Annotated in this window: 19 protein-coding genes and 1 other RNA gene; 15 read left to right on the top strand and 5 right to left on the bottom strand. The window is 63.4% G+C overall.

Annotation, left to right across the window (positions count from 1 at the left end; translation table 11 throughout):
- Nucleotides 1-48 precede the first annotated feature (48 nt).
- Entirely contained in the window at nucleotides 49-3162 is a 3114-nt protein-coding gene (locus tag BRPE64_RS01495; protein ID WP_044041876.1) for a sensor domain-containing protein, read from the top strand.
- A 7-nt stretch (nucleotides 3163-3169) separates the two neighbouring features.
- On the opposite strand, the gene BRPE64_RS01500 is transcribed toward BRPE64_RS01495, so the two are convergent.
- On the bottom strand, nucleotides 3170-3565 hold the full coding sequence (locus tag BRPE64_RS01500) for an acyl-CoA thioesterase (RefSeq protein ID WP_016344233.1): 396 nt from the start codon (nucleotides 3563-3565) through the stop codon (nucleotides 3170-3172).
- 267 nt (nucleotides 3566-3832) lie between these two features.
- Between BRPE64_RS01500 and BRPE64_RS01505 the strand changes: the two genes are divergently transcribed.
- On the top strand, nucleotides 3833-5737 hold the full coding sequence (locus tag BRPE64_RS01505; protein WP_044041095.1) for an ABCB family ABC transporter ATP-binding protein/permease: 1905 nt from the start codon (nucleotides 3833-3835) through the stop codon (nucleotides 5735-5737).
- A gap of 111 nt (nucleotides 5738-5848) precedes the next feature.
- Nucleotides 5849-6043 carry a DUF805 domain-containing protein gene (locus BRPE64_RS01510; protein WP_044041096.1) on the top strand — a complete coding sequence of 65 codons (195 nt, stop codon included), beginning with the start codon at nucleotides 5849-5851 and terminating at the stop codon, nucleotides 6041-6043.
- Between the two features lie 9 nt (nucleotides 6044-6052).
- Here the strand turns inward: BRPE64_RS01510 and BRPE64_RS01515 are convergent, their stop codons facing one another.
- The gene (locus BRPE64_RS01515) at nucleotides 6053-7441 is read right to left on the bottom strand and encodes an MFS transporter (RefSeq protein WP_044041877.1); all 1389 of its coding nucleotides are present in this window, start codon (nucleotides 7439-7441) and stop codon (nucleotides 6053-6055) included.
- A gap of 307 nt (nucleotides 7442-7748) precedes the next feature.
- Here BRPE64_RS01515 and BRPE64_RS01520 point away from each other — a divergent pair, with 307 nt between their 5' ends.
- From BRPE64_RS01520 to BRPE64_RS01545, 6 genes are all read left to right on the top strand, one after another.
- On the top strand, nucleotides 7749-8720 hold the full coding sequence (locus tag BRPE64_RS01520; RefSeq protein WP_016344238.1) for a LysR family transcriptional regulator: 972 nt from the start codon (nucleotides 7749-7751) through the stop codon (nucleotides 8718-8720).
- Nucleotides 8721-8828: 108 nt separating this feature from the next.
- Nucleotides 8829-10142 (top strand): Glu/Leu/Phe/Val family dehydrogenase, encoded by a 1314-nt coding sequence (locus tag BRPE64_RS01525; protein WP_016344239.1) that lies wholly within the window; start codon nucleotides 8829-8831, stop codon nucleotides 10140-10142.
- 309 nt (nucleotides 10143-10451) lie between these two features.
- Nucleotides 10452-11345, top strand: coding sequence for a glutamate/aspartate ABC transporter substrate-binding protein (locus BRPE64_RS01530; protein WP_016344241.1), 894 nt, complete (start codon nucleotides 10452-10454; stop codon nucleotides 11343-11345).
- 68 nt (nucleotides 11346-11413) lie between these two features.
- Entirely contained in the window at nucleotides 11414-12154 is a 741-nt protein-coding gene (locus BRPE64_RS01535) for an amino acid ABC transporter permease (RefSeq protein ID WP_016344242.1), read from the top strand.
- Complete coding sequence (gene gltK / locus BRPE64_RS01540; protein WP_016344243.1) at nucleotides 12154-12831, top strand: glutamate/aspartate ABC transporter permease GltK; 678 nt, start codon at nucleotides 12154-12156, stop codon at nucleotides 12829-12831. Before BRPE64_RS01535 ends, gltK begins: the two co-directional genes overlap by 1 nt.
- Nucleotides 12828-13553: an amino acid ABC transporter ATP-binding protein gene (locus BRPE64_RS01545; protein WP_016344244.1), complete on the top strand. Its 726-nt coding sequence runs from the start codon at nucleotides 12828-12830 to the stop codon at nucleotides 13551-13553. The genes gltK and BRPE64_RS01545 overlap by 4 nt, the downstream gene beginning before the upstream one ends.
- Nucleotides 13554-13622: 69 nt before the next feature.
- Here BRPE64_RS01545 and BRPE64_RS01550 read toward each other — a convergent pair whose 3' ends face one another.
- Nucleotides 13623-14525: a class II glutamine amidotransferase gene (locus BRPE64_RS01550; protein ID WP_084675708.1), complete on the bottom strand. Its 903-nt coding sequence runs from the start codon at nucleotides 14523-14525 to the stop codon at nucleotides 13623-13625.
- Nucleotides 14526-14712: 187 nt separating this feature from the next.
- Between BRPE64_RS01550 and pyrC the strand changes: the two genes are divergently transcribed.
- From pyrC to rnpB, 3 genes are all read left to right on the top strand, one after another.
- On the top strand, nucleotides 14713-15783 hold the full coding sequence (gene pyrC / locus BRPE64_RS01555; protein ID WP_016344246.1) for a dihydroorotase: 1071 nt from the start codon (nucleotides 14713-14715) through the stop codon (nucleotides 15781-15783).
- A 10-nt stretch (nucleotides 15784-15793) separates the two neighbouring features.
- Nucleotides 15794-16612 carry a DUF3025 domain-containing protein gene (locus BRPE64_RS01560; RefSeq protein ID WP_016344247.1) on the top strand — a complete coding sequence of 273 codons (819 nt, stop codon included), beginning with the start codon at nucleotides 15794-15796 and terminating at the stop codon, nucleotides 16610-16612.
- Between the two features lie 56 nt (nucleotides 16613-16668).
- An RNA gene (rnpB, locus tag BRPE64_RS31925) (RNase P RNA component class A) lies at nucleotides 16669-17081 on the top strand.
- A 76-nt stretch (nucleotides 17082-17157) separates the two neighbouring features.
- Here the strand turns inward: rnpB and BRPE64_RS01565 are convergent.
- Nucleotides 17158-17580 (bottom strand): OsmC family protein, encoded by a 423-nt coding sequence (locus BRPE64_RS01565; RefSeq protein WP_044041098.1) that lies wholly within the window; start codon nucleotides 17578-17580, stop codon nucleotides 17158-17160.
- A gap of 596 nt (nucleotides 17581-18176) precedes the next feature.
- Here BRPE64_RS01565 and rplM point away from each other — a divergent pair.
- The 3 genes from rplM to erpA all read left to right on the top strand — a co-directional run bounded on the left by rplM (nucleotide 18177) and on the right by erpA (nucleotide 19584).
- A complete protein-coding gene (gene rplM, locus BRPE64_RS01570; protein ID WP_016344249.1) occupies nucleotides 18177-18605 on the top strand; it encodes a 50S ribosomal protein L13 in 429 nt (142 codons plus the stop codon).
- A gap of 11 nt (nucleotides 18606-18616) precedes the next feature.
- Nucleotides 18617-19009 (top strand): 30S ribosomal protein S9, encoded by a 393-nt coding sequence (gene rpsI, locus BRPE64_RS01575; protein ID WP_014190405.1) that lies wholly within the window; start codon nucleotides 18617-18619, stop codon nucleotides 19007-19009.
- Nucleotides 19010-19218: 209 nt separating this feature from the next.
- On the top strand, nucleotides 19219-19584 hold the full coding sequence (gene erpA / locus BRPE64_RS01580; protein WP_044041099.1) for an iron-sulfur cluster insertion protein ErpA: 366 nt from the start codon (nucleotides 19219-19221) through the stop codon (nucleotides 19582-19584).
- An 88-nt stretch (nucleotides 19585-19672) separates the two neighbouring features.
- Here erpA and BRPE64_RS01585 read toward each other — a convergent pair whose 3' ends face one another.
- Nucleotides 19673-20842 (bottom strand): anhydro-N-acetylmuramic acid kinase, encoded by a 1170-nt coding sequence (locus tag BRPE64_RS01585; RefSeq protein WP_016344251.1) that lies wholly within the window; start codon nucleotides 20840-20842, stop codon nucleotides 19673-19675.
- Nucleotides 20843-20907: the final 65 nt, after the last annotated feature.

The raw sequence follows: 20907 nt of genomic DNA on the forward strand, positions 1-20907 counted from the left end.
GTCGCGCATGCGCATTCGACGCGCACCCAAGGGATACGCCCGCCGCTCATGACTCGATTGTTTTCCAGAGGCTTGCTCGTCAACATCGCCGTGGTGTTGGCCGCGCTCGGCGCCAACGCGTTCGTCGCGTGCGAACGCATCGGTGCATTGCGCGAAAGCGACGCAAGTACGCTGCGCTCGATGAGTCTCCTGCGCGATCTCGCGGCGTATCGCGGCACGCTTGGCGAGACGCTCACGCAACTGAGCCGCTTCGAGGCGACCGGCATCGCGGAAAGCGACGCGCGGCATCAGGAGCGCGAGGCGCATCTCGATGCGCTCGAAAGCGGCTTGCGCGCGCAGATCGCGCTGGAACCCGGCACGAGAGGCGCCTTCGAAGCACTCACCGCGCGCGCCGCCGTGATGCGCAGCAACGCCAACCACGCGTTCGAACGCGCCCGCGACGCGCGCGCAGACGACTCGCGCGCGTGGGCGGACGCCGCGTTCGTCACGCTCGGCGAAGACCAGCAAGCCGTCGACGAGGAGCTTGCCGCGGTTCGCTCGCGCGTCGACGACGCGACGGTCGCCGCACTCGACCGTTCCGCGCAGGCGTCGGGCGGCGCGATGCTGCTGCTCGTCGTCACGATGATCGTCGGCAGCGCCGTGCTCATCTGGCTGTTCGCGAGCCACGAGCGCCAGTCGCGCGAGAAGCTCGGCATCGCGCGGGCGCGACAGCGCAGCAACGAACGCTTTCGCGGCATGTTCGAGGCGCATCCGGTGCCGATGTGGATCGTCGATCGCGAAACCATGCGCTTCATCGCCGTGAATCCGGCGGCCATCGAACACTTCGGTTTCAACGAGCCGGAGTTCATGAACATGACGCTGCGCGACCTGCACCACGCCGATGATTTCGACAGCTTCGCCGCGCGGCTCGCACGCAGCGGCGGCGAAGCGGGCGAGCGGTCCGCGCCGGCGCAAGGCTCGGCGGGCGTGTGGCGCTATCGCTGCAAGGACGGCTCGATCGTCGGCGCCGATGTCTCGCATCACGCGCTCGTGTATTCGAACCGGCCGGGCATCTTCATGCTGGCCAACGACGTGACGGACCGCATCAACGCGGAAGCCGAGGCACGCCGCTCGAACGAGATGCTCGAAGCCGTCATCGACAACATTCCGCAGCGCGTGTTCTGGAAGGATCGCGAACTGCGCTATCTCGGCTGCAACAACGCGTTCGCGCGCGATGCGGGTCTCGCGTACAACGAGCAGGTGATCGGCAAGACGGATTACGAGCTGCCGTGGAGCGCGCTCGCGGATGTCGTGCGCACGGACGACGAAGAGGTCATCGTCACGACCGTGCCGAAGATGCATTACGAGCGCGACATCGTGATGGGCGACGAGTTGCGCACCGTCGTCACGAGCAAGCTGCCGCTGCTCGACGGCGAAGGGCAGACGATCGGCGTGCTGGGTTCGTATCACGACGTCACCGACCGCAAGCGCGCCGAGCTTGCGCTGCGCCTGCAGAGCCGCGCGCTCGACGCGAGCGTCAACGCCATTCTGATCACGGGCGTGGTCGACGGCGCGAATGTCATCGAATATGCGAATCCGGCGTTCAAGCGCATTACCGGTTACGACCCGAGCGAGGTCATCGGGCAGGACTGCCGTTTTCTGCACGGTCCCGACGGCGATCAGGACGGCCTCACCGCGATCCGCCGGGCGCTCGCGGTGAACACCGAGGCGAGCGTCGTGGTGCGCAACTATCGCAAGGACGGCGCGCTCTTCTGGAATCAGTTGTTCGTTGCGCCGGTGCCGAATGCGCAGGGACTGACGACGCATCACATCGGCATCATCAACGACGTGACCGATCTGATGCGCTATCAGGAAGAGCTCGAATATCAGGCGAATTACGACACGCTCACGCGCCTGCCGAACCGCAATCTGCTGCGCGACCGCCTTCAGCACGCAATCGAAACGGCGCGGCGGCGCGAGACGAAGATTGCCGTCGTGTTCATGGATCTCGACGGCTTCAAGAACGTCAACGACAGCCTCGGGCACAGCGTCGGCGACCGGCTGCTCGCGGTGATCGCGGAGCGGCTGGCGCGTTCGGCGCGATCGAGCGATACGGTGGCGCGTCACGGCGGCGACGAGTTCGTCGTGGTGCTGCCCGATCTCACTGACGAAGCCGGTCTCATCGCATGGATGGAGCGCACCCGCGCGGCGATTTCCGAACCGGTCTGGATCGACGATACCGAGTTGTATGTCGGCTGCAGCATGGGCGCGAGTCTCTACCCGCAAGACGGCGACGACGCCGAAAGCGTCATGAAAAAGGCCGATCTCGCGATGTATCGCGCGAAGGACATGGGCCGCAACACGTATCAGTTTTATCAGCCGGAGATGAACGCGAGCGTGGGCGCACGCATGAATCTCGAGCGGCGCTTGCGGCGTGCGCTGCGCGACGGCGAGTTCCTGCTGCACTATCAGCCGCAGGTCGATATGACGACGCGCGCGATCGTCGGCATCGAGGCGCTCGTGCGCTGGCACGATCCGGAACAGGGACTGGTGCCGCCGGCGTCGTTCATTCCGGTCGCTGAGGAGAGCGGTTTGATCGGACCGTTGTCGGAATGGGTATTGCGCGAGGCGTGCCGCCAGAACAAGGCGTGGCAGGATGCGGGACTGCCGCCCGCGCGTGTGTCGGTGAACCTGTCGGCGCGGCATTTCCAGCAGCGTGATATTGCGCGGCTCGTCACGTCCGTGCTGGAGGAAACCGGGCTCGCGCCGCGTTATCTCGAACTCGAACTCACCGAAAGCGCGATCATGCGCAACGCCGAGGAGGCAATCACGATGCTCTCGGAGCTATCGGCGCTCGGCATCGGCATTGCGATCGACGACTTCGGCACCGGCTATTCGAGCCTCTCGTATCTGAAGCGCTTTCCGGTGCATCGGCTGAAGATCGACCGCTCGTTCGTTGCCGATATCGGCGCGTCGAGCGACGACGAAACCATCACGTCGGCGATCATCGCGCTCGCGCATTCGCTGGAATTGCAGGTGATTGCGGAGGGCGTCGAAACGCACGCGCAGCACGAATTTCTGCGCGCACGCGACTGCGACGAAATGCAGGGTTATCTGTTCTCGCGCCCGATGCCGCATGAAGCCATTCCGGGCCTCTTGCAGCAGGGCGTGCTGCCGCACTGAGCGGCGTTCAGTCGAGCGCCGGCAGCACGCGCGGACGGCGGTCGCGGTCGGTGGCGACGTAGGTGAGCGTTGCCTCCGTCACCTTGACGACTTCCTCGGCGAGGCTCATGCGCTGCGCGTAGACCTCGACCGACACCGTGACGGACGTATTCCCCGTCTTCACGATATCGGTATAGAAGCTCAGCAGATCGCCGACGAACACCGGATGCTTGAACAAAAACGAGTTCACCGCGACGGTCGCGACGCGGCCGTTCGCGCGGCGGCTCGCCGGAATGGAGCCGGCGATGTCCACCTGCGCCATGATCCATCCGCCGAAGACGTCGCCGTGGACGTTGGCATCGGCGGGCTGCGGCACGACGCGCAGCGCGACCGGCTTCTGTGGAAGGTTGATGTTCTCGGTCATGGCAGGTGTTTCCGGTTTGCAGCACCGCCCGAAGCTTCGCGGGCGCAAGCGGCCCCTTGAACCTTCTGCGACAATGCTTATTTAAGGATGGCCCCTTCGGCGCGAGGCATTGACCTCGACGACACCGGGGCCGCAGCAAATTGTACGGGAAAGCATGCGCCAGACGTGCTCCCGCATCGACGATAACCACGTCCCCTTGCCAAGGCCGGCGCCGCGCCCGATCACGCTCCAGATCCTCCGCTCGCCGCGCCCGAACGATACGAACCCATGCGCCGCTTCCCCAACCGAGAGCCCGGGCCCGTGCACCAGGGCCCGCGCAACGACTGGCAGACGATCCGCTCGTTGCTGCCTTACCTCACCACGTACAAATGGCGCGTCGCGTTCGCGCTGACGTGCCTGATCGGCGCGAAGGTCGCGAACCTCGGCGTGCCGATCGTGATGAAGCGCATCGTCGACAGTCTGGCGTCCGTGCAGCATTTCGCCGCGTTCGGACGCGCGCACGACTCGCCGGGCATGGTGCTGATCGGCGGCATCGGGCTGCTGGTAGTGGCTTACGCGGCCGCGCGGCTGTCGACGTCGCTCTTCACGGAACTGCGCGAGCTGCTGTTCGCAAAGGTCACGGAAAGCGCCGTGCGGCAACTCGCGTTGCAGGTGTTCCGCCATCTGCATGCGCTGTCGCTGCGCTTTCATCTCGAACGGCAGACGGGCGGCATGTCGCGCGACATCGAGCGTGGCACGAAAGGCATACAGCAGCTCGTTTCGTATTCGCTCTACAGCATCCTGCCGACGCTCGTCGAAGTCGGCCTCGTGCTCGCGTTCTTCGTAACGAAATACGAGGCGTACTACGCGATCGTTACGCTCATCGCGCTGGTCTCGTACATCGTCTTCACGGTGAAAGTGACCGAGTGGCGCACGCATTTTCGCCGCACGATGAACGATCTCGATTCGAAGGCGAACTCGCGCGCGATCGACTCGCTGCTCAACTACGAGACCGTCAAGTACTTCGGCAACGAGGAATGGGAAACGCGACGTTACGACGAAAACCTGCAACGGTATCGCGCGGCCGCGATCAAGTCGCAGCGCTCGCTGTCGATGCTCAACTTCGGGCAGCAGACGATCATCGGCATCGGGCTCGTGTTCATTCTCTGGCGCGCGACGCAGGGCGTGATGGCCGGACGTCTCACGCTCGGCGATCTCGTGCTCATCAACACGTTCATGCTGCAGCTCTACATTCCGCTCAATTTCCTGGGCGTGGTGTATCGCGAACTCAAGCAGGCGCTCACCGACATGGACCGCATGTTCACACTGCTCGGCGCGGGCCGCGAAGTGCCCGATGCGCCGAATGCGCCGCCGCTTTCGGTGCGCGGCGCGGAAGTCCGCTTCGAGAACGTGAACTTCGCGTATGAAAAGGCCCGGCCGATTTTGCACGGCGTCGATTTCACGATTCCCGCCGGCACGACGACCGCGGTGGTCGGCCACAGCGGTTCGGGCAAGTCGACGCTCGGGCGTCTGCTGTTCCGTTTCTACGACGTCGAGCGCACTCAAGGCGCACAAGGTGCGCAAGGTGCACAAGGCGGCAGCATCCGCATCGACGGGCAGGACATTCGCGACGTCACGCAGGATTCGCTGCGCGCGGCGATCGGCATCGTGCCGCAAGATACCGTGCTCTTCAACGATTCGATCTACTACAACATTGCGTATGGACGCCCGTCCGCGAGCCGCGACGAAGTGATCGCGGCGGCGCGTGCGGCGCATATTCACGACTTCATCGAGGCGCTGCCGGAGGGCTACGAGACGCCGGTCGGCGAGCGCGGGCTGAAGCTCTCCGGCGGCGAAAAGCAGCGCGTGGCGATCGCGCGCACGCTGCTCAAGAATCCGCCCATTCTCATTTTCGACGAAGCCACATCCGCGCTCGATTCGAAATCCGAACGTGCGATCCAGCGCGAACTCGATTCGATCGCGCGCGAACGGACGACGCTCATCATCGCGCACCGGCTCTCGACGGTCGTGCACGCGCAGCAGATCATCGTGATGGATCACGGGCGGATCGTGGAGCGCGGCACGTTTGCGGAACTGTTGAGCGCGGGCGGACTGTTCGCGCAGATGTGGATGTTGCAGCAGCAGCGGGCCGGAGAAGCGGCGCTGGATCAGCGAGATACGGCGGGGGTGTGACGTGGCCGGGCACACGATGCCCGACCATGCGCGACTGCACGAAAAATCGGATCGAACCTGATAGACTCTCGCGCTTTATTTAGTACATCGAAATAAATAAACGTGGATCAAATGAGTTTCGGGGACTGGCTTTTCTTCGCTGTAGTTTCGGTCGTGTCGATCTATCCGTTTGTGCGGATTGTTCGTCGCACGGGACGCTCAGGCTGGTGGGTGCTCGCGTTTTTGACGCCACCGCTGACGCTCATTGCGCTGTATGTTTTTGCATTCGTGCGCTGGCCGGCGATCGACGGCGACCGCCGGGCCTAAACGGACGTCTCACTCCAGCGCGTGCGCGCCGCCGAACGCGACGCCATCGCGCCCGGGCGCTGTCGTCGTCGACCAGCGCAGCCACTGACCGCGCAGCAGGAATAACGCGCCGAACGCGCAGGTCGCGAGCACGCCGAAGGTCGCGAAACCCATCTGATAGCTGCCCGTGCTTTCCTTCGCGATGCCCATGATCACCGGCAGATAGAACCCGCCGATGCCGCCCGCCGCGCCCACGATCCCCGACAGCAAACCCGTCTTGCCTTTCCAGCGATGCGGCACGAGCTGGAACGTCGAACCGTTGCCGAGACCGAAGGCGACGTACAGGCAGATCAGGATCGCGATACCGCCCGCCACCGGCGGCATCCAGATCGCGAAGGCGAAGTCGCCCACGGCGATCGCCGCTAGTAGCACCAGCAGCGCACGCACGCCCGTCACGCGATCGGCGACATAGCCGCCGAACGGACGCACGATCGCACCGAGAAACGCGAGCAGCGACATAAAGAGTCCCGCTTCGAGCTTGGGCATCTGATAGAGCGACGTGAGCAGCAGCGTCACATACGACGACATGCCGACGAACCCGCCGAACGTGATGCTGTAGATCAGCATGATCACCCACGTATCGCGCTCGCCCAGTACCGAGCGATAGCGGCTCGGCAGCACGGCAACCGCGATGAGCGCGCCGATCACCGGCAGGATCAGCACGCCGGTCTTGCCTGCGCCGAACGCGCCGGCGTTCACCGCGAGCACCAGCACGATCAGGCTCGCGAGTGTCACCGCGAAGCTCGCCAGCGCGCGCATCGTGCTGCCGGTTTTCTCGCCCGCATCCGACGCCCACGCGTACAGCGCGAGCGCCGTGATCGCGAGCAGCGGCAGGGCGGCCGCGGTCGACATCTGCCAGCCGAAGGCGTCCGCCAGATGCGGGAACAGAAAGCCGTCGAGCACCGCGCCGATGTTGCCCGCGGCGGCGAGACCCAGCACGAGCCCTTGCACCTTGGGCGGATAGTTGCTGCCGGCCATCGGCAGCGCGACGGCGAAACTCGCGCCGCCCATGCCGAGGAACACGCCGAGCACGAGCAGCAGCGCATACGACGGCGCGCCCGGCAGAAGCGGCAGCACGATCGACGGAATCGACGAGAGCACGACGCCCATCAGCGCGACGCGGCGGCCGTCCGTCGACTGATAGAGATTGCCGAGCGTCACGCGCAGGATGGCCGCGGCCAGCACCGGCACCGCGACGAGAAAGCCTTGCTGCGCGGCGGACATCGTGACGTCGCGGCCGATGAACGGCGCGAGCGGTCCATACAGCACCCAGACGGTGAAGCCCGTATCGAAATACAGGAAGCAGGCGAGCAGCGAGCGCCAGTTGCCGCTCTTGAGCGATGCGATCAGGTTGGACATTGCGGGGTTCCGTGCAGGTTCCGTATGAGTGCGCGCGAGGATCAGCGCGCAACGGCCCGCAAATTTGCAAGCATCATGCCAATCGCGTACATGTTTTCGCGCGATGCGGCGCAGCGCGAGCGTGGGCGCGGCATTCGGCGCATGGCCGCGCGAGCATGCGCCGCCATGCAAGGGCACCGCGCGCGTGCGCGGCACCGTGCGAATGCCCGCGAATGCCTGCGATTGGTGCGGCGCGCCTTCGCGCGGGTCACGCGCCCGCTAGAATGCGAGCTTCGCTGCCCGAGCCCCGCGCGGGGCGCTCAATCGCATGGAACTGAAATGGCTGGAAGATTTCGTCTCGCTCGCGGAGACGCGCAGCTTCAGTCGCTCCGCTGAACTGAGGCACATCACGCAGCCCGCGTTTTCGCGGCGCATTCAGGCGCTCGAGGCGTGGCTCGGCACGGAACTCATCGACCGCTCCGTGTATCCGACGCGCCTCACGCAAGCCGGCAACGTGTTCTACGAGCAGGCGCTCGCGATGCTCTCGCAGTTCCACGAGGCGCGCACGCTATTGCGCGGACAGAGCGGCGTGCCGGCGGCGACCATCGAGTTCGCGGTGCCGCACACGCTTTCGCTCACGTACTTTCCGCGCTGGCTCGAACATATCGAGGCGCGGCTCGGGCGCATCCGCACGCGTTTGCGCGCGCTCAACGTGCACGACGCGGTGCTCTCGCTCGTGGAAGGCGGCTGCGATCTCGTGATGGGCTATCACCATCCGAGCCATCCCGTCGCGCTCGATCCCGCGCGCTACGACATGCTCACGCTCGGCGTCGAGCCGATCAGCCCGTTCTCCGCCGCCACGAAGGGCGGACGCGCGCGCTACACGCTGCCGGCGAGCGCCGAGTCGCCGGTGCCGTATCTGTCGTACACGCCGAACGCGTATCTCGGACGCATGACGGAAGTCATCATCGCGACGTCGCCCGCGCGGCTCTATCTCGACAAGGTCTATGAAACCGACATGGCCGAAGGGCTGAAAGCGATGGCGCTCGCGGGGCACGGCGTCGCGTTCCTGCCGCACAGCGCGGTCGAGGATGCGGTGGAGGAGGGGCGGCTCATCCGTCTCGACCGGGGAACGCGCGGCACGCCGGCCGGCCGCTTCACGCTGACCATGGAAATCCGCCTCTATCGCGACAAGCTGGCGTCGCAAGGTGAAGAGCCGCGCCAGGCGCTGATGCGCGCGCTGTGGGATGCGGTCGGCAAAGAATTGTTGCAGGCATCGACGGAAAGCCCCGCTGCGTGAGGCTCGGCGACGTTATGCAAGAAATGCATGACGGGATAAGGAAACGGCATTGGATTTGGAAACGCCGTTTTTCGACAATGGGCGCATTCCTACACCGCTGGAGCATCAATGTCTGCCTCGAAGCAACCTGCGCAAACGCCGGACGCAAAACATGCCATCCCGTCGTACCTCAACGCCGACGATCTCGGCCCCTGGGGCAACTATCTGAAGCAGGTCGATCGCGTCGCGCCGTATCTCGGTTCTCTCTCCCGCTGGCTCGAAACGCTCAAGCGCCCGAAGCGCATTCTCGTCGTCGACTGCCCGATCGAGCTGGATAACGGCACTGTGGCGCACTTCGAAGGCTATCGCGTGCAGCACAACACGTCGCGCGGTCCCGGCAAGGGCGGCGTGCGTTACCACCAGGAAGTGACGCTCTCCGAAGTGATGGCGTTGTCCGCGTGGATGTCGGTGAAGAACGCGGCGGTGAACGTGCCGTACGGCGGCGCGAAAGGCGGCATCCGCGTCGATCCGCGCACGCTCTCGCGCGGCGAACTCGAGCGCCTGACGCGCCGGTATACGAGTGAAATCGGCATCATCATCGGGCCGAACACCGACATTCCCGCGCCGGACGTGAACACCAACGAGCAGATCATGGCGTGGATGATGGACACCTACTCCATGAACCAGGGCCAGACGGCGACCGGCGTGGTGACCGGCAAGCCGATCTCGCTCGGCGGCTCGCTCGGCCGCAAGGAAGCGACGGGCCGCGGCGTGTTCGTCGTCGCGACGGAAGCGGCGCGGCGCATCGGCATGGAGATCGAAGGCGCGCGCATCGCCGTGCAGGGCTTCGGGAACGTGGGCGGCATCGCGGCCAAGCTGTTCCAGGAAGCGGGCGCGCGCGTGATCGCCGTGCAGGATCACACGGGCACGATCCACAACTCGAAGGGCGTCGATGCGGTCGCGCTGCTCGATCACGTGGCGAAGACCGGCGGCGTCGGCGGTTTCGCGGGCGCGGATCCGGTGCAGGCCGACGAGTTCTGGATGATCGAAAGCGACATCCTGATTCCGGCCGCGCTCGAAAACCAGATCACGGAGAAGAACGCGCCGAAGATCCGCACGAAGATCGTCGTGGAAGGCGCAAACGGCCCGACCACGACCGCCGCCGACGACATCCTGAACGACAAGGGCATCCTCGTCATTCCGGACGTGATCGCGAACGCGGGCGGCGTGACCGTCTCGTACTTCGAATGGGTGCAGGACTTCTCCAGCTTCTTCTGGACGGAAGACGAGATCAACCAGCGGCTCGAGCGCGTAATGCGCGAAGCGTTCGCCGGTGTCTGGCAGGTTGCGAGCGAGCAGCAGGTTTCGGTGCGCACGGCGGCGTTTATCGTCGCGTGTTCGCGGATTCTGCAGGCGCGCGAGATGCGCGGTCTCTATCCCTGATCCGGTGCGACGGCGCGTTCGCCGTAATGGTCCGCGGGATGCGGACAGCGTTCGTGTCCTTTGAATGATGCGGGCGGCATTTCCTCGGAAGTGCCGCCCGTATTTGCATGAAAGCGACAAGTCAACCGGCTAGTTAAATTCGGTCAAGCATCCGCGCGAAAACGCCAGTAATATGCGCGGTCGCAACCAGTTGCAACCGTACTGCAGTCGCGCGTCTCACAAATAAGACGGCTTGGGTTAACAATCATTCTTTCAGAATAATTACCCTGCTAAACTTGCCCCGGTTTTTCGCCACAGGAGATCGAACACATGAAGGTTAAAAAGGCTGCGCTGCTCGTCGCCGCGCTCGGGTTTCTCGCAACCGGCGCATATGCGCAAGACGCCGGCACGCTGAAGAAGATCAAGGACACGGGCGTAATCTCGCTGGGGCATCGCGAATCGTCCATTCCGTTTTCCTACTATGACGACAAGCAGAACGTCGTCGGTTACTCGCACGAGTTCGCGCTGAAGGTTGTCGAGGCCGTCAAGCAGAAGCTGGGCATGCAGGATCTGAAGGTCAAGCTCACGCCGATCACGTCGCAGAACCGCATTCCGCTCGTGCAGAACGGCACGGTGGATATCGAGTGCGGCTCGACCACGAACAACGCCGAGCGCCAGCAGCAAGTCTCCTTCTCGAACACGATCTTCGTGATCGGCACGCGTCTCATGACCAAGAAGGATTCGGGCGTGAAGGACTGGGCCGACCTGAAGGGCAAGACGGTGGTGACGACCGCCGGCACCACGTCCGAGCGCCTGCTTCGCAAGATGAATCAGGACAAGAACATGGGCATGAACATCATCAGCGCGAAGGATCACGGCGAGTCGTTCCTGACGCTGTCGACCGGCCGCGCGGTCGCGTTCATGATGGACGATGCGCTGCTCGCCGGCGAGCGCGCCAAGTCGAACAACCCGGGCGATTTCGTGATCGTCGGCGCGCCGCAGTCGCATGAAGCGTACGGCTGCATGATCCGCAAGAACGATCCCGAGTTCAAGAAGGTCGTCGACGACGCGATCGCCAAGGTCGAAACCTCGGGCGACGCCGACAAGATCTACAAGAAGTGGTTCGAAAGCCCGATCCCGCCGAAGGGCCTCAACCTCAACTTCCCGGAAAGTGAAGACATCAAGGCTCTCTACAAGAGCCCGAATGACAAGGCAATCGACTAACCGGTTCGAGCATCGAACGAACGAAACGGAAGGAGCTTGCTTCTTCCGTTTCTTTTTGGAGTGAGTCCATGTCTTATCACTGGAACTGGGGCATCCTGCTGAGTCCGGTTTCGACCGGCGAGCCCACGACCTACCTCGGCTGGCTGATTTCCGGCTTCTGGGTGACGATTACCGTGTCGCTCGCGGCCTGGGTGATCGCGCTCGTGGTCGGCTCGTTGTTCGGCATCTTGCGCACGGTCCCGAATCGCACGCTGGCGCGCATCGGCACCGTCTACGTCGCGATCTTCCGCAATATTCCGCTGATCGTGCAGTTCTTCATCTGGTATCTCGTGATACCGGAGTTGCTGCCGCCTTCCATCGGCAACTGGTTCAAGCAACTGCCGCCCACGGCGCAGTTCTTCTCGTCGTCGATCATCTGTCTCGGGCTCTTCACCGGCGCGCGCGTGTGCGAACAGGTGCGCTCGGGCATCAACGCGCTGCCGCCCGGACAGCGCAACGCGGGCCTCGCGATGGGCTTCACGCAATGGCAGACGTATCGTTACGTGCTGATGCCGGTCGCATACCGCATCATCGTGCCGCCGCTCACGTCGGAATTCCTCAACGTGTTCAAGAACTCGGCGGTGGCGTCGACCATCGGTCTGCTGGATCTGTCCGCACAGGCGCGACAGCTCGTCGACTATACGGCGCAGACGTATGAGTCGTTCATCGCGGTGACGGTCGCCTACATGCTCATCAATCTCGTCGTGATGCAGTTGATGCGCTGGGTCGAAGCGAGAACCCGGCTGCCCGGCTACATCGGAGGCAAGTAATGCATCAGTTCAACTGGAGTGACATTCTTGCGCAGTGGCCCACGCTGATGACGGGCGCCAAGATCACGTTGCAGATCACGGTGCTCGCTATCGTGATCGGCATCGTGTGGGGCACCGTGCTCGCGCTGTTCCGTCTCTCGGGCGTGAAGCCGCTGCAATGGTTCGCGAGCACGTATGTCACGCTGTTCCGCTCGATCCCGCTCGTGATGGTCCTGCTGTGGTTCTTCCTGATCGTGCCGCAGTTGCTGCAGAACGTGCTCGGCCTGTCGGCGGACATCGACATCCGTCTCGCCTCGGCAATGGTCGCGTTCTCGCTTTTCGAAGCCGCGTACTATTCCGAAATCATTCGCGCGGGCATCCAGGCGGTGCCGCGCGGTCAGGTGAATGCAGCGTTCGCGCTCGGCATGACCTACGGGCAGGCGATGAAGCTCGTCGTGCTGCCGCAGGCATTCCGCGCGATGGTGCCGCTCTTGCTCACGCAGGCCATCGTCCTGTTTCAGGATACGTCGCTCGTGTACGTCATCAGTCTCGCGGACTTCTTCCGCACGGCGACGAACATCGGCGACCGCGACGGCACGACCGTCGAAATGGTCCTGTTCGCGGGCGCATGTTATTTCGTAATTTGCGTGGTGGCGTCGGCCCTCGTCAAAAGTCTTCAGAAAAAGGTCGCAAGATGATCTCTATCAAGAATGTTTCCAAGTGGTACGGGCAGTTTCAGGTGCTGACGGACTGCACGACCGAAGTGAAGAAGGGTGAGGTCGTCGTGGTGTGCGGCCCGTCGGGTTCGGGCAAGTCGACGCTGATCAAGACGGTCAACGGCCTCGAGCCGTTCCAGAAGGGCGAGATCACGATCAACGGTCAGTCGCTCACCGACAAGAAGACCAATCTGTCGAAACTGCGTTCGAAGGTCGGCATGGTGTTCCAGCACTTCGAGCTGTTTCCGCATCTGACGATCACGCAGAACCTGACGCTCGCGCAGGTCAAGGTGCTCGGCCGCTCGAACGACGAAGCAGCGCAAAAGGGCATGAAACTGCTGGACCGCGTCGGTTTGCGCGCGCAGGCGGACAAGTATCCGGGCCAGCTTTCGGGCGGTCAGCAGCAGCGCGTGGCGATTGCACGCGCGTTGTCGATGGACCCGATCGCGATGCTCTTCGACGAGCCCACTTCCGCGCTCGACCCGGAGATGATCAACGAAGTGCTCGACGTGATGGTCGAACTCGCGCAGGAAGGCATGACCATGATGTGCGTGACGCACGAAATGGGGTTCGCGAAGAAAGTGGCGAACCGCGTGATCTTCATGGACAAGGGTTTGATCGTCGAAGACGATCAGAAGGAAGCGTTCTTCGCCAATCCGCGCTCGGACCGGGCGAAGGATTTTCTGGCGAAGATCCTGCACTGATCCCGGTTTCGCCGGGACGAACGGAACGCGGCGCTTCGAGAGAAGCGCCGCGTTTTTTTGTTCGCGTTTTTATTCGATGCCCAGTTCGCTTTCCACTGCCGCCGTGCTGCGGATCTCGCCGAGCGTCAACGCCGAGCCGACGCATGCCTTCGCGAGCGGTTCGGCGGCCTTTTTCGCGACTTCCTCGGGCACCGGGATATTCACCGTGCGCGAGAGCGCGCCTTTCTGGAACATGGCGAGATCGCCGGGTGCGAAGCGGGTCCAGACTTCGTTATCCGTCAGCGGCGACGTGGCGATCACCGCGACGCGATCCTCCGGCGTCGTGTACTTGGCGAAGTCGATCGACATGTCGGCGTCGATCAGATGCGCCGTCGAGAACGGCCAGCTGCGTACCAGATAGTACAAATGCGTCGAGCAGTGCGAGAACAGCGCCTGACCATTCGACATCAGGAAATTGAACACGCCGTATTGCGTGATGTCGCGCGTGAGTTCGGCGAGCGTGTCGAACAATTCGTCCAGCGGCGGCTGCGAGCAGGGAAACGCGCGGCGCAGGCCTTGCAGCAGCGCGCAGAAAGCGAGCTCGCTGTCGGTGGTGCCGACCGGCTGATAGACGCCGGTCAGTTCGGGCGCGTGGCCTTTCAGATCGCCGTTGTGCGCGAAGATCCAGTGACGGCCCCACAACTCGCGCATGAACGGATGGCAGTTTTCGAGCAGGATATGCCCCTGCGTTGCCTTGCGGATATGCGCGATCGTGTTCTTCGACTTGATCGGATAGCGCTTCACCATCTCCGCGAGCGGCGAACTGGCCGACGACTGATGATCGATGAAGAGCCGGCAGGCTTTGTCTTCAAAGAATGCGATGCCCCAGCCGTCGGCGTGATGATCCGTGACGCCGCCGCGCGCCGCGAACCCGGTGAACGAGAAGGTCACGTCCGTGGGTTCGGCGCAGTTCATTCCGAGTAGTTGGCACATGTCGCTGAAGCAGGCGGGCAGTCGCCCTGGGCTGGGTTGTTACAATACGTACGACAAGCATAGCACCGAGGTCGAGCCGAAAAAATCGCGCAAACGCTCACAGGCGCGCACGTTGTGGAATTTCCACGGCGATTTTTTCCGGCCCTCGGGTGAATGTGCGCCATTCAACGTTCCCCGTCATCACGTCATGTCCGCTAACTCATCTTCGCCCACTTCGCTCACGATCGCGCGCCCCGACGACTGGCATCTGCACGTGCGCGACGGCGCGACGCTCGCCGCCGTCCTGCCGCACACGGCGCGCCAGTTCGGCCGCGCGATCATCATGCCGAATCTCAAGCCGCCCGTGACGACGACGGAACTCGCCGCCGCCTACCGCGAACGCATTCTGGCGGCGCTGCCGGAAGCGGGCGCGGGCGCGCGCTTCGAGCCGCTGATGACGCTCTATCTCACCGACAACACGCCGCCCGACGAAATCCGCCGCGCGCGCGAGAGCGGTTTCGTGCACGGCGTGAAGCTGTACCCGGCGGGCGCGACGACCAACTCCGACGCGGGCGTGACCAATCTCGCGAAGTGCGCGAAGACGCTCGAAGCAATGCAGGAAACCGGCATGCCGCTGCTGATCCACGGCGAAGTGACCGACGGCGACATCGACGTGTTCGATCGGGAAAAGGTCTTCATCGACCGGGTGATGACGCCGCTGCGCCGCGACTTTCCGGCGCTAAAGGTCGTGTTCGAGCACATCACGACGAAGGACGCGGCCGATTACGTGCGCGACGCCGAAGGCCCGATCGGCGCCACGATTACCGCACATCATTTGCTTTACAACCGCAACATCATGCTCGTCGGCGGCATGCGGCCGCATTATTACTGCCTGCCTGTGTTGAAGCGCGAGACGCATCGCGTGGCGCTGGTCGACGCGGCGACCTCCGGCAATCCGCGCTATTTCCTCGGCACCGACAGCGCGCCGCATCCGAAGGGCCTGAAAGAGCACGCGTGCGGCTGCGCGGGCTGCTACACGGCGCTGCACGCGCTCGAGCTGTACGCCGAAACCTTCGACAAGGCCGGCGCGCTCGACAAGCTCGAAGGCTTCGCGAGCTTCCACGGCGCCGATTTCTACGGCCTGCCGCGCAGCGCGGACACGGTGACGCTCGAGCGCGCCTCGTGGACGTTGCCCGCCGAATTCACCGCCGGCGATTCGACCATCGTGCCGCTGCGTGGCGGCGAGTCGCTCGGCTGGCGTTTCGTGGACGCGAACTAGGCGCGAAAAAGTGAGCGCGGGTTTCGCCGCGGGTTTTTGCGCTATCGACTGGGCGCGGCCCTGGCTTGCGCCGATCGAGCCGCGCGGCAGACGCTGGCAGGCGGCGGCGCTCGCCGGTTACGCCGACTATCTCGCGGTACTGAACCACGATGCGGCGGGCGCCGCGCTCGTCTCGGGCCGGGGCCGGCCGCTCGCGTTCATCGCGCAGGACGAATTGCCGACGGGCGCATCGTACGAAGGTCATATCGCCGCAACGGGCTGCGTGCCGACGCGCCACAATCTGCATGACTTCTTCAATGGCCTGATGTGGTTCGCGTATCCGCGCATCAAGGCCGCGCTCAACGCGCGTCAGGCGGCGCAGATCGACGCGCTCGGCATCGGCCCGACGCGCGGCGGCGTGCGCGACGCACTCACACTCTTCGACGAAAACGCGGTGTTGTTCGCTTGCGCGGATGCATCGCTTGCGGATGCGTTGCGCGGCTTCGGCTGGCGCACGCTGTTCGTCGCGGAGCGCGCGGGCTGGGGCACGCGTTGCGAAGCGCGCATGTTCGGGCATGCGTTGCTGGAAAAGCTCGTCGCGCCGTACAAGGCGTGCACCGGGCACGCGTGGATTGTCGACGTTCCCGCAAGCTATTTCACACTCGACGATGCCGCCCGCCGCGCGCTCCTCGACGAAGCGGTGGCGGCGCGCATCCTGGCCGAACCGCTCGACGGCCGCGCATTTGCGCCGCTGCCGGTGCTGGGCGTGCCGGGCTGGTGGGACGCGAACGCATCGCCCGATTTCTACGACGACACCGCCGTTTTCCGCCCGGGCCGCCGCGCCCGCTGAAGCCGAACACCCCGCCGACGATCGCGCGAACACCGGGATGCTAAAATCGACGCGGCAAAGCAGGCCAGGCAATCGCGGCTTCGACGGTTTCGGCCGAAGAGGGCGAGGAAAGTCCGGACTACACAGGGCAGGGTGATGGCTAACGGCCATCCGTGGCGACACGCGGAACAGGGCAACAGAAAGCAAACCGCCGATGGCTCCGGGCGCAAGTCCGGAGATCAGGTAAGGGTGAAACGGTGCGGTAAGAGCGCACCGCGGGCGTCGCGAGACGTTCCGGCACGGTAACCTCCACCCGGAGCAATTCCAAATAGGCAGGCACGCATCCTCGCGATGCAGGACGGGGCCCCCGTTCGTCTGCGGGTAGGAAGCTTGAGTGCGTCAGCAATGCCGCATCTAGAGGAATGATTGCCACGCGCGCGGGTTTCGGCCGGCGCGTGCACAGAATCCGGCTTATCGGCCTGCTTTGTCATCGTTCAAAAGAGAAGAGCCGGCGTCTTGCGACGTCGGCTCTTTTCGTTTCAGTGCTTGCAATCACGCCTGCACGTTCAGTTTTCCACGATCTCGAACGAATGCGTGAGCTCCGCCGTCTTCGCCAGCATGATCGACGCCGAGCAATATTTGTCGTGCGACAGGTTGATCGCGCGCTCGACGGTCGCCGGGTTCAGGTTCTTGCCCGTCACCGTGAAATGGAAGTGGATCTTCGTGAAGACCTTGGGGTCCTCGCTCGCGCGATCGGCCTTGAGCGTCACCGAGCAGCCCTGAATCTCCTGGCGGCTCTTTTTCAGGATCATCACGACGTCGTAGGCAGTGCAGCCGCCGGTGCCGAGCAATACCATTTCCATCGGACGCGGCGCAAGATTGCGCCCGCCGCCTTCCGGCGCGCCGTCCATATTGACCAGATGGCCGCTTCCCGTCTCGGCGGCGAAGGCCATGCCGTCTTGTCCCATCCAGCTAACTTTGCATTCCATGCTCACGCTCCGGCTGCTCAATACGTCGTTACAGAAGGTTCATTGTAGCGGTTCATGGATTCCTGCTCGCCGGCCGATTACGCGCATTTCCGGGTTGACGACTCGAAAATTGGGCCGAACGCTTTCACGCGGGCGATGCCGATCCGAGTCGAGGACACCCTCTAAAGCGGACAAGCGGGAAAAATCGCGTGCGTGTTGATCCATAACTATCTGAACCGTAAACGAAATATGTGGACGAAGATCGGCATTCCAAGATTTCGAATAATGAAATTCAATTTCACGATGCAAATATTCTTGCCTCGCAGCATGCTCGTGCCTATACTCGGTTCTGTCTCCTCCACCTCCTCCTTGGTGGATTAAGCCCGGGCCAAGCTGCCTGGGCTTTTTTTCGTCTGGGCCTTCCTCTACGCCTGCACGGCCTCGACTCCGCCAAGCCTTTGACGGCCCCGGCTATTTCCCTATATAATCCAAAGTTCTCTTCGCCACACGCCCGCGAAGAGGGCCTGTGAGAGCCTGCACGCGCCTCGATGCGCAATTACATATAAGCAGGACCGAACAAGGCAAAGCTCAAGGGCAGATTAATTTTTGGATCGATCATGAAGACGTTTTCCGCAAAAGCCGAAGAGGTGACGCGCGAATGGTACGTGATTGACGCGACGGATAAGGTTCTCGGCCGTGTCGCCAGCGAAGTGGCACGCCGTCTTCGCGGCAAGCATAAGCCTGAATTTACCCCGCACGTCGACACCGGTGATTTCATCATCATCGTCAATGCCGGCAAGCTGAAGGTCACCGGCAACAAGACCACGGACAAGAAGTACTATCGTCACTCGGGTTACCCGGGCGGCATCTACGAGACGACGTTCGGCAAGATGCAAGAGCGTTTCCCGGGCCGTGCGCTCGAGAAGGCCGTCAAGGGCATGCTGCCGAAAGGCCCGCTCGGCTACGCGATGATCAAGAAGCTGAAGGTCTACGCAGAAGCTACGCACCCGCATACGGCTCAACAGCCTAAAGCGCTCGAGATCTAAGGGGAGCCCACATGATCGGTAACTGGAATTACGGTACGGGCCGCCGCAAGAGCGCCGTCGCTCGCGTCTTCATCAAGTCGGGCAAGGGCGAGATCGTCGTCAACGGCAAGCCCATCGCCGACTACTTCTCGCGCGAAACGTCGCTGATGATCGTGCGTCAACCGCTGGAACTCACGAACCACGGCACCACGTTCGACATCAAGGTCAACGTGTCGGGCGGCGGTGAAACGGGTCAGGCAGGTGCGGTTCGCCACGGCATTACCCGCGCGCTGATGGACTACGACGCAACGCTCAAGTCGCAACTGTCGAACGCTGGCTTCGTCACCCGCGACGCACGTGAAGTGGAACGTAAGAAGGTCGGTTTCCACAAGGCACGCCGCAGGAAGCAATTCTCGAAGCGTTAAGCGCTTCGGCGTTTCGCCTTCAACCGTACTCGGTTGCAGGCGAAATGGCTGCAAAGGCCGCCCGCACTACCTGTGCCGGCGGCTTTTTTCATCCACGCGCGGGTCGCACCCGGTCGAAATTGCATATAGCCCATTGATTTCATGGACTTCCAGCACGATATTGAGATCAGCCCTACAATATCGGTTAGAAGCTAAATTGGAGAGTTCGAATGAGCGCTGTCAGCGACACCCCCACGACCGAAATGCCGTTGCCATTCGTCTTCACCGACGCGGCGGCGGACAAGGTCAAGCAGTTGATCGACGAAGAAGGTAATCCCGACCTCAAGCTGCGCGTATTCGTGCAGGGCGGCGGGTGCTCGGGCTTCCAGTATGGTTTCACGTTCGACGAAGCCGTCAACGAAGACGATACCGTGATGGACAAGGCGGGCGTCCAGCTGCTCATCGACTCGATGAGCTATCAGTATCTCGTCGGCGCGGAGATCGACTATAAGGACGACCTCAACGGCGCCCAGTTCGTCATCAAGAATCCGAACGCCACGACCACGTGCGGTTGCGGCTCGTCGTTCTCGGTCTGAGCGCGAATCGTATGTAGCTGCGCGTAGCGTAGTCGCGAAAAAAACGGAGCCTTCGGGCTCCGTTTTTATTTAGGCGATGCGAATTCGGTCAGTGCGGATAAATCGCGCCAAGAATGCGTGGACCCGCCGCGCCCGTCACCGCGGCCAGATTGCCCGGCTCGCGCGCGACGCAACGCATCGCGAGCCACGCGAACGCCAGCGCCTCGACCTGTTGCGGCGGCACGCCGAGCGCTTCGGTCGTCATCACGGGCACGCCCGCGACGCCGCCATCTTCGATAGCCTTCTGAAGCATCCTGAGCAGCACCGGATTGCGCGCGCCGCCGCCGCACACGTACACCGCGCGCGCATCCGACGCGTGACGCGTGATCTCGCGGGCGACTGTCGTCGCGGTGAGGGCGGTGAGCGTCGCCTGGACGTCGGCGGGCGCGAGCGTCGGGAAGGCGGCGAGCTTCGCATCCATCCAAGACGGATTGAACAGATCGCGGCCCGTGCTCTTCGGCGGAGGCTGATCGAAGAACGGCTCATCGAGGAGGGCGTCGAGCAGCGCCTGATTCACCTGACCTTGCGCGGCGAATTGACCGCCATCGTCGTAAGGTCTTTGCAGATGACGCAGCGCCCATTCGTCGATCAGCGCATTTGCCGGACCGCAGTCGAAGCCGCGCACTTCGCCGCTTGCCGCGAGAATCGTGATATTGCTGATGCCGCCCAGATTGCACACGACGCGCGTCTCGTTTTTCGCGCCGAATACCGTCGCGTGAAACGCCGGCACGAGCGGCGCGCCCTGACCGCCCGCGGCGACATCGCGGCTGCGGAAGTCCGCGATGACGTCGATGTTGGTCATTTCGGCGAGCATCGCGGGATTGTTGATCTGCCGCGTGTAACCTTTCTCCGGCCGATGCCGCACCGTCTGACCGTGCACGCCGATCGCGCGCACTTTCGACGCCGAACAGCCGCTCATGCTCTGTAGTTCGTGGCAGCAGACGGCGTAGCGCGTTGCAAGCGCGTTGGCGGCGAGTGCCTCGCGCTCCAGTTCGTTATCGCCGGGCGCTTGCAGTTCGAAGAGCGCGTCGCGCAGACCTTTCGAGAAGGAAACGTGCGCCTCGCCCAGTACAACCGGCGGTTTGCCCGTCGCGAACTGCACGGCGACGCCGTCCACGCCGTCCATGCTGGTGCCGGACATCAAACCGAAGTACACGCCGTCAGCCTTGCCGGTTTCGATTGCCTCGGTTTTTTTCCCCACGCTGCTCTCCTCGTTCATGCGCTGTTGCCGAATGGGCTCACTCAGCGGGATTATCCGCGTAACGGGGCGAATCGTTAAGTTGC

The sequence above is a fragment of the Caballeronia insecticola genome (assembly GCF_000402035.1).
Lineage (GTDB): Bacteria > Pseudomonadota > Gammaproteobacteria > Burkholderiales > Burkholderiaceae > Caballeronia > Caballeronia insecticola.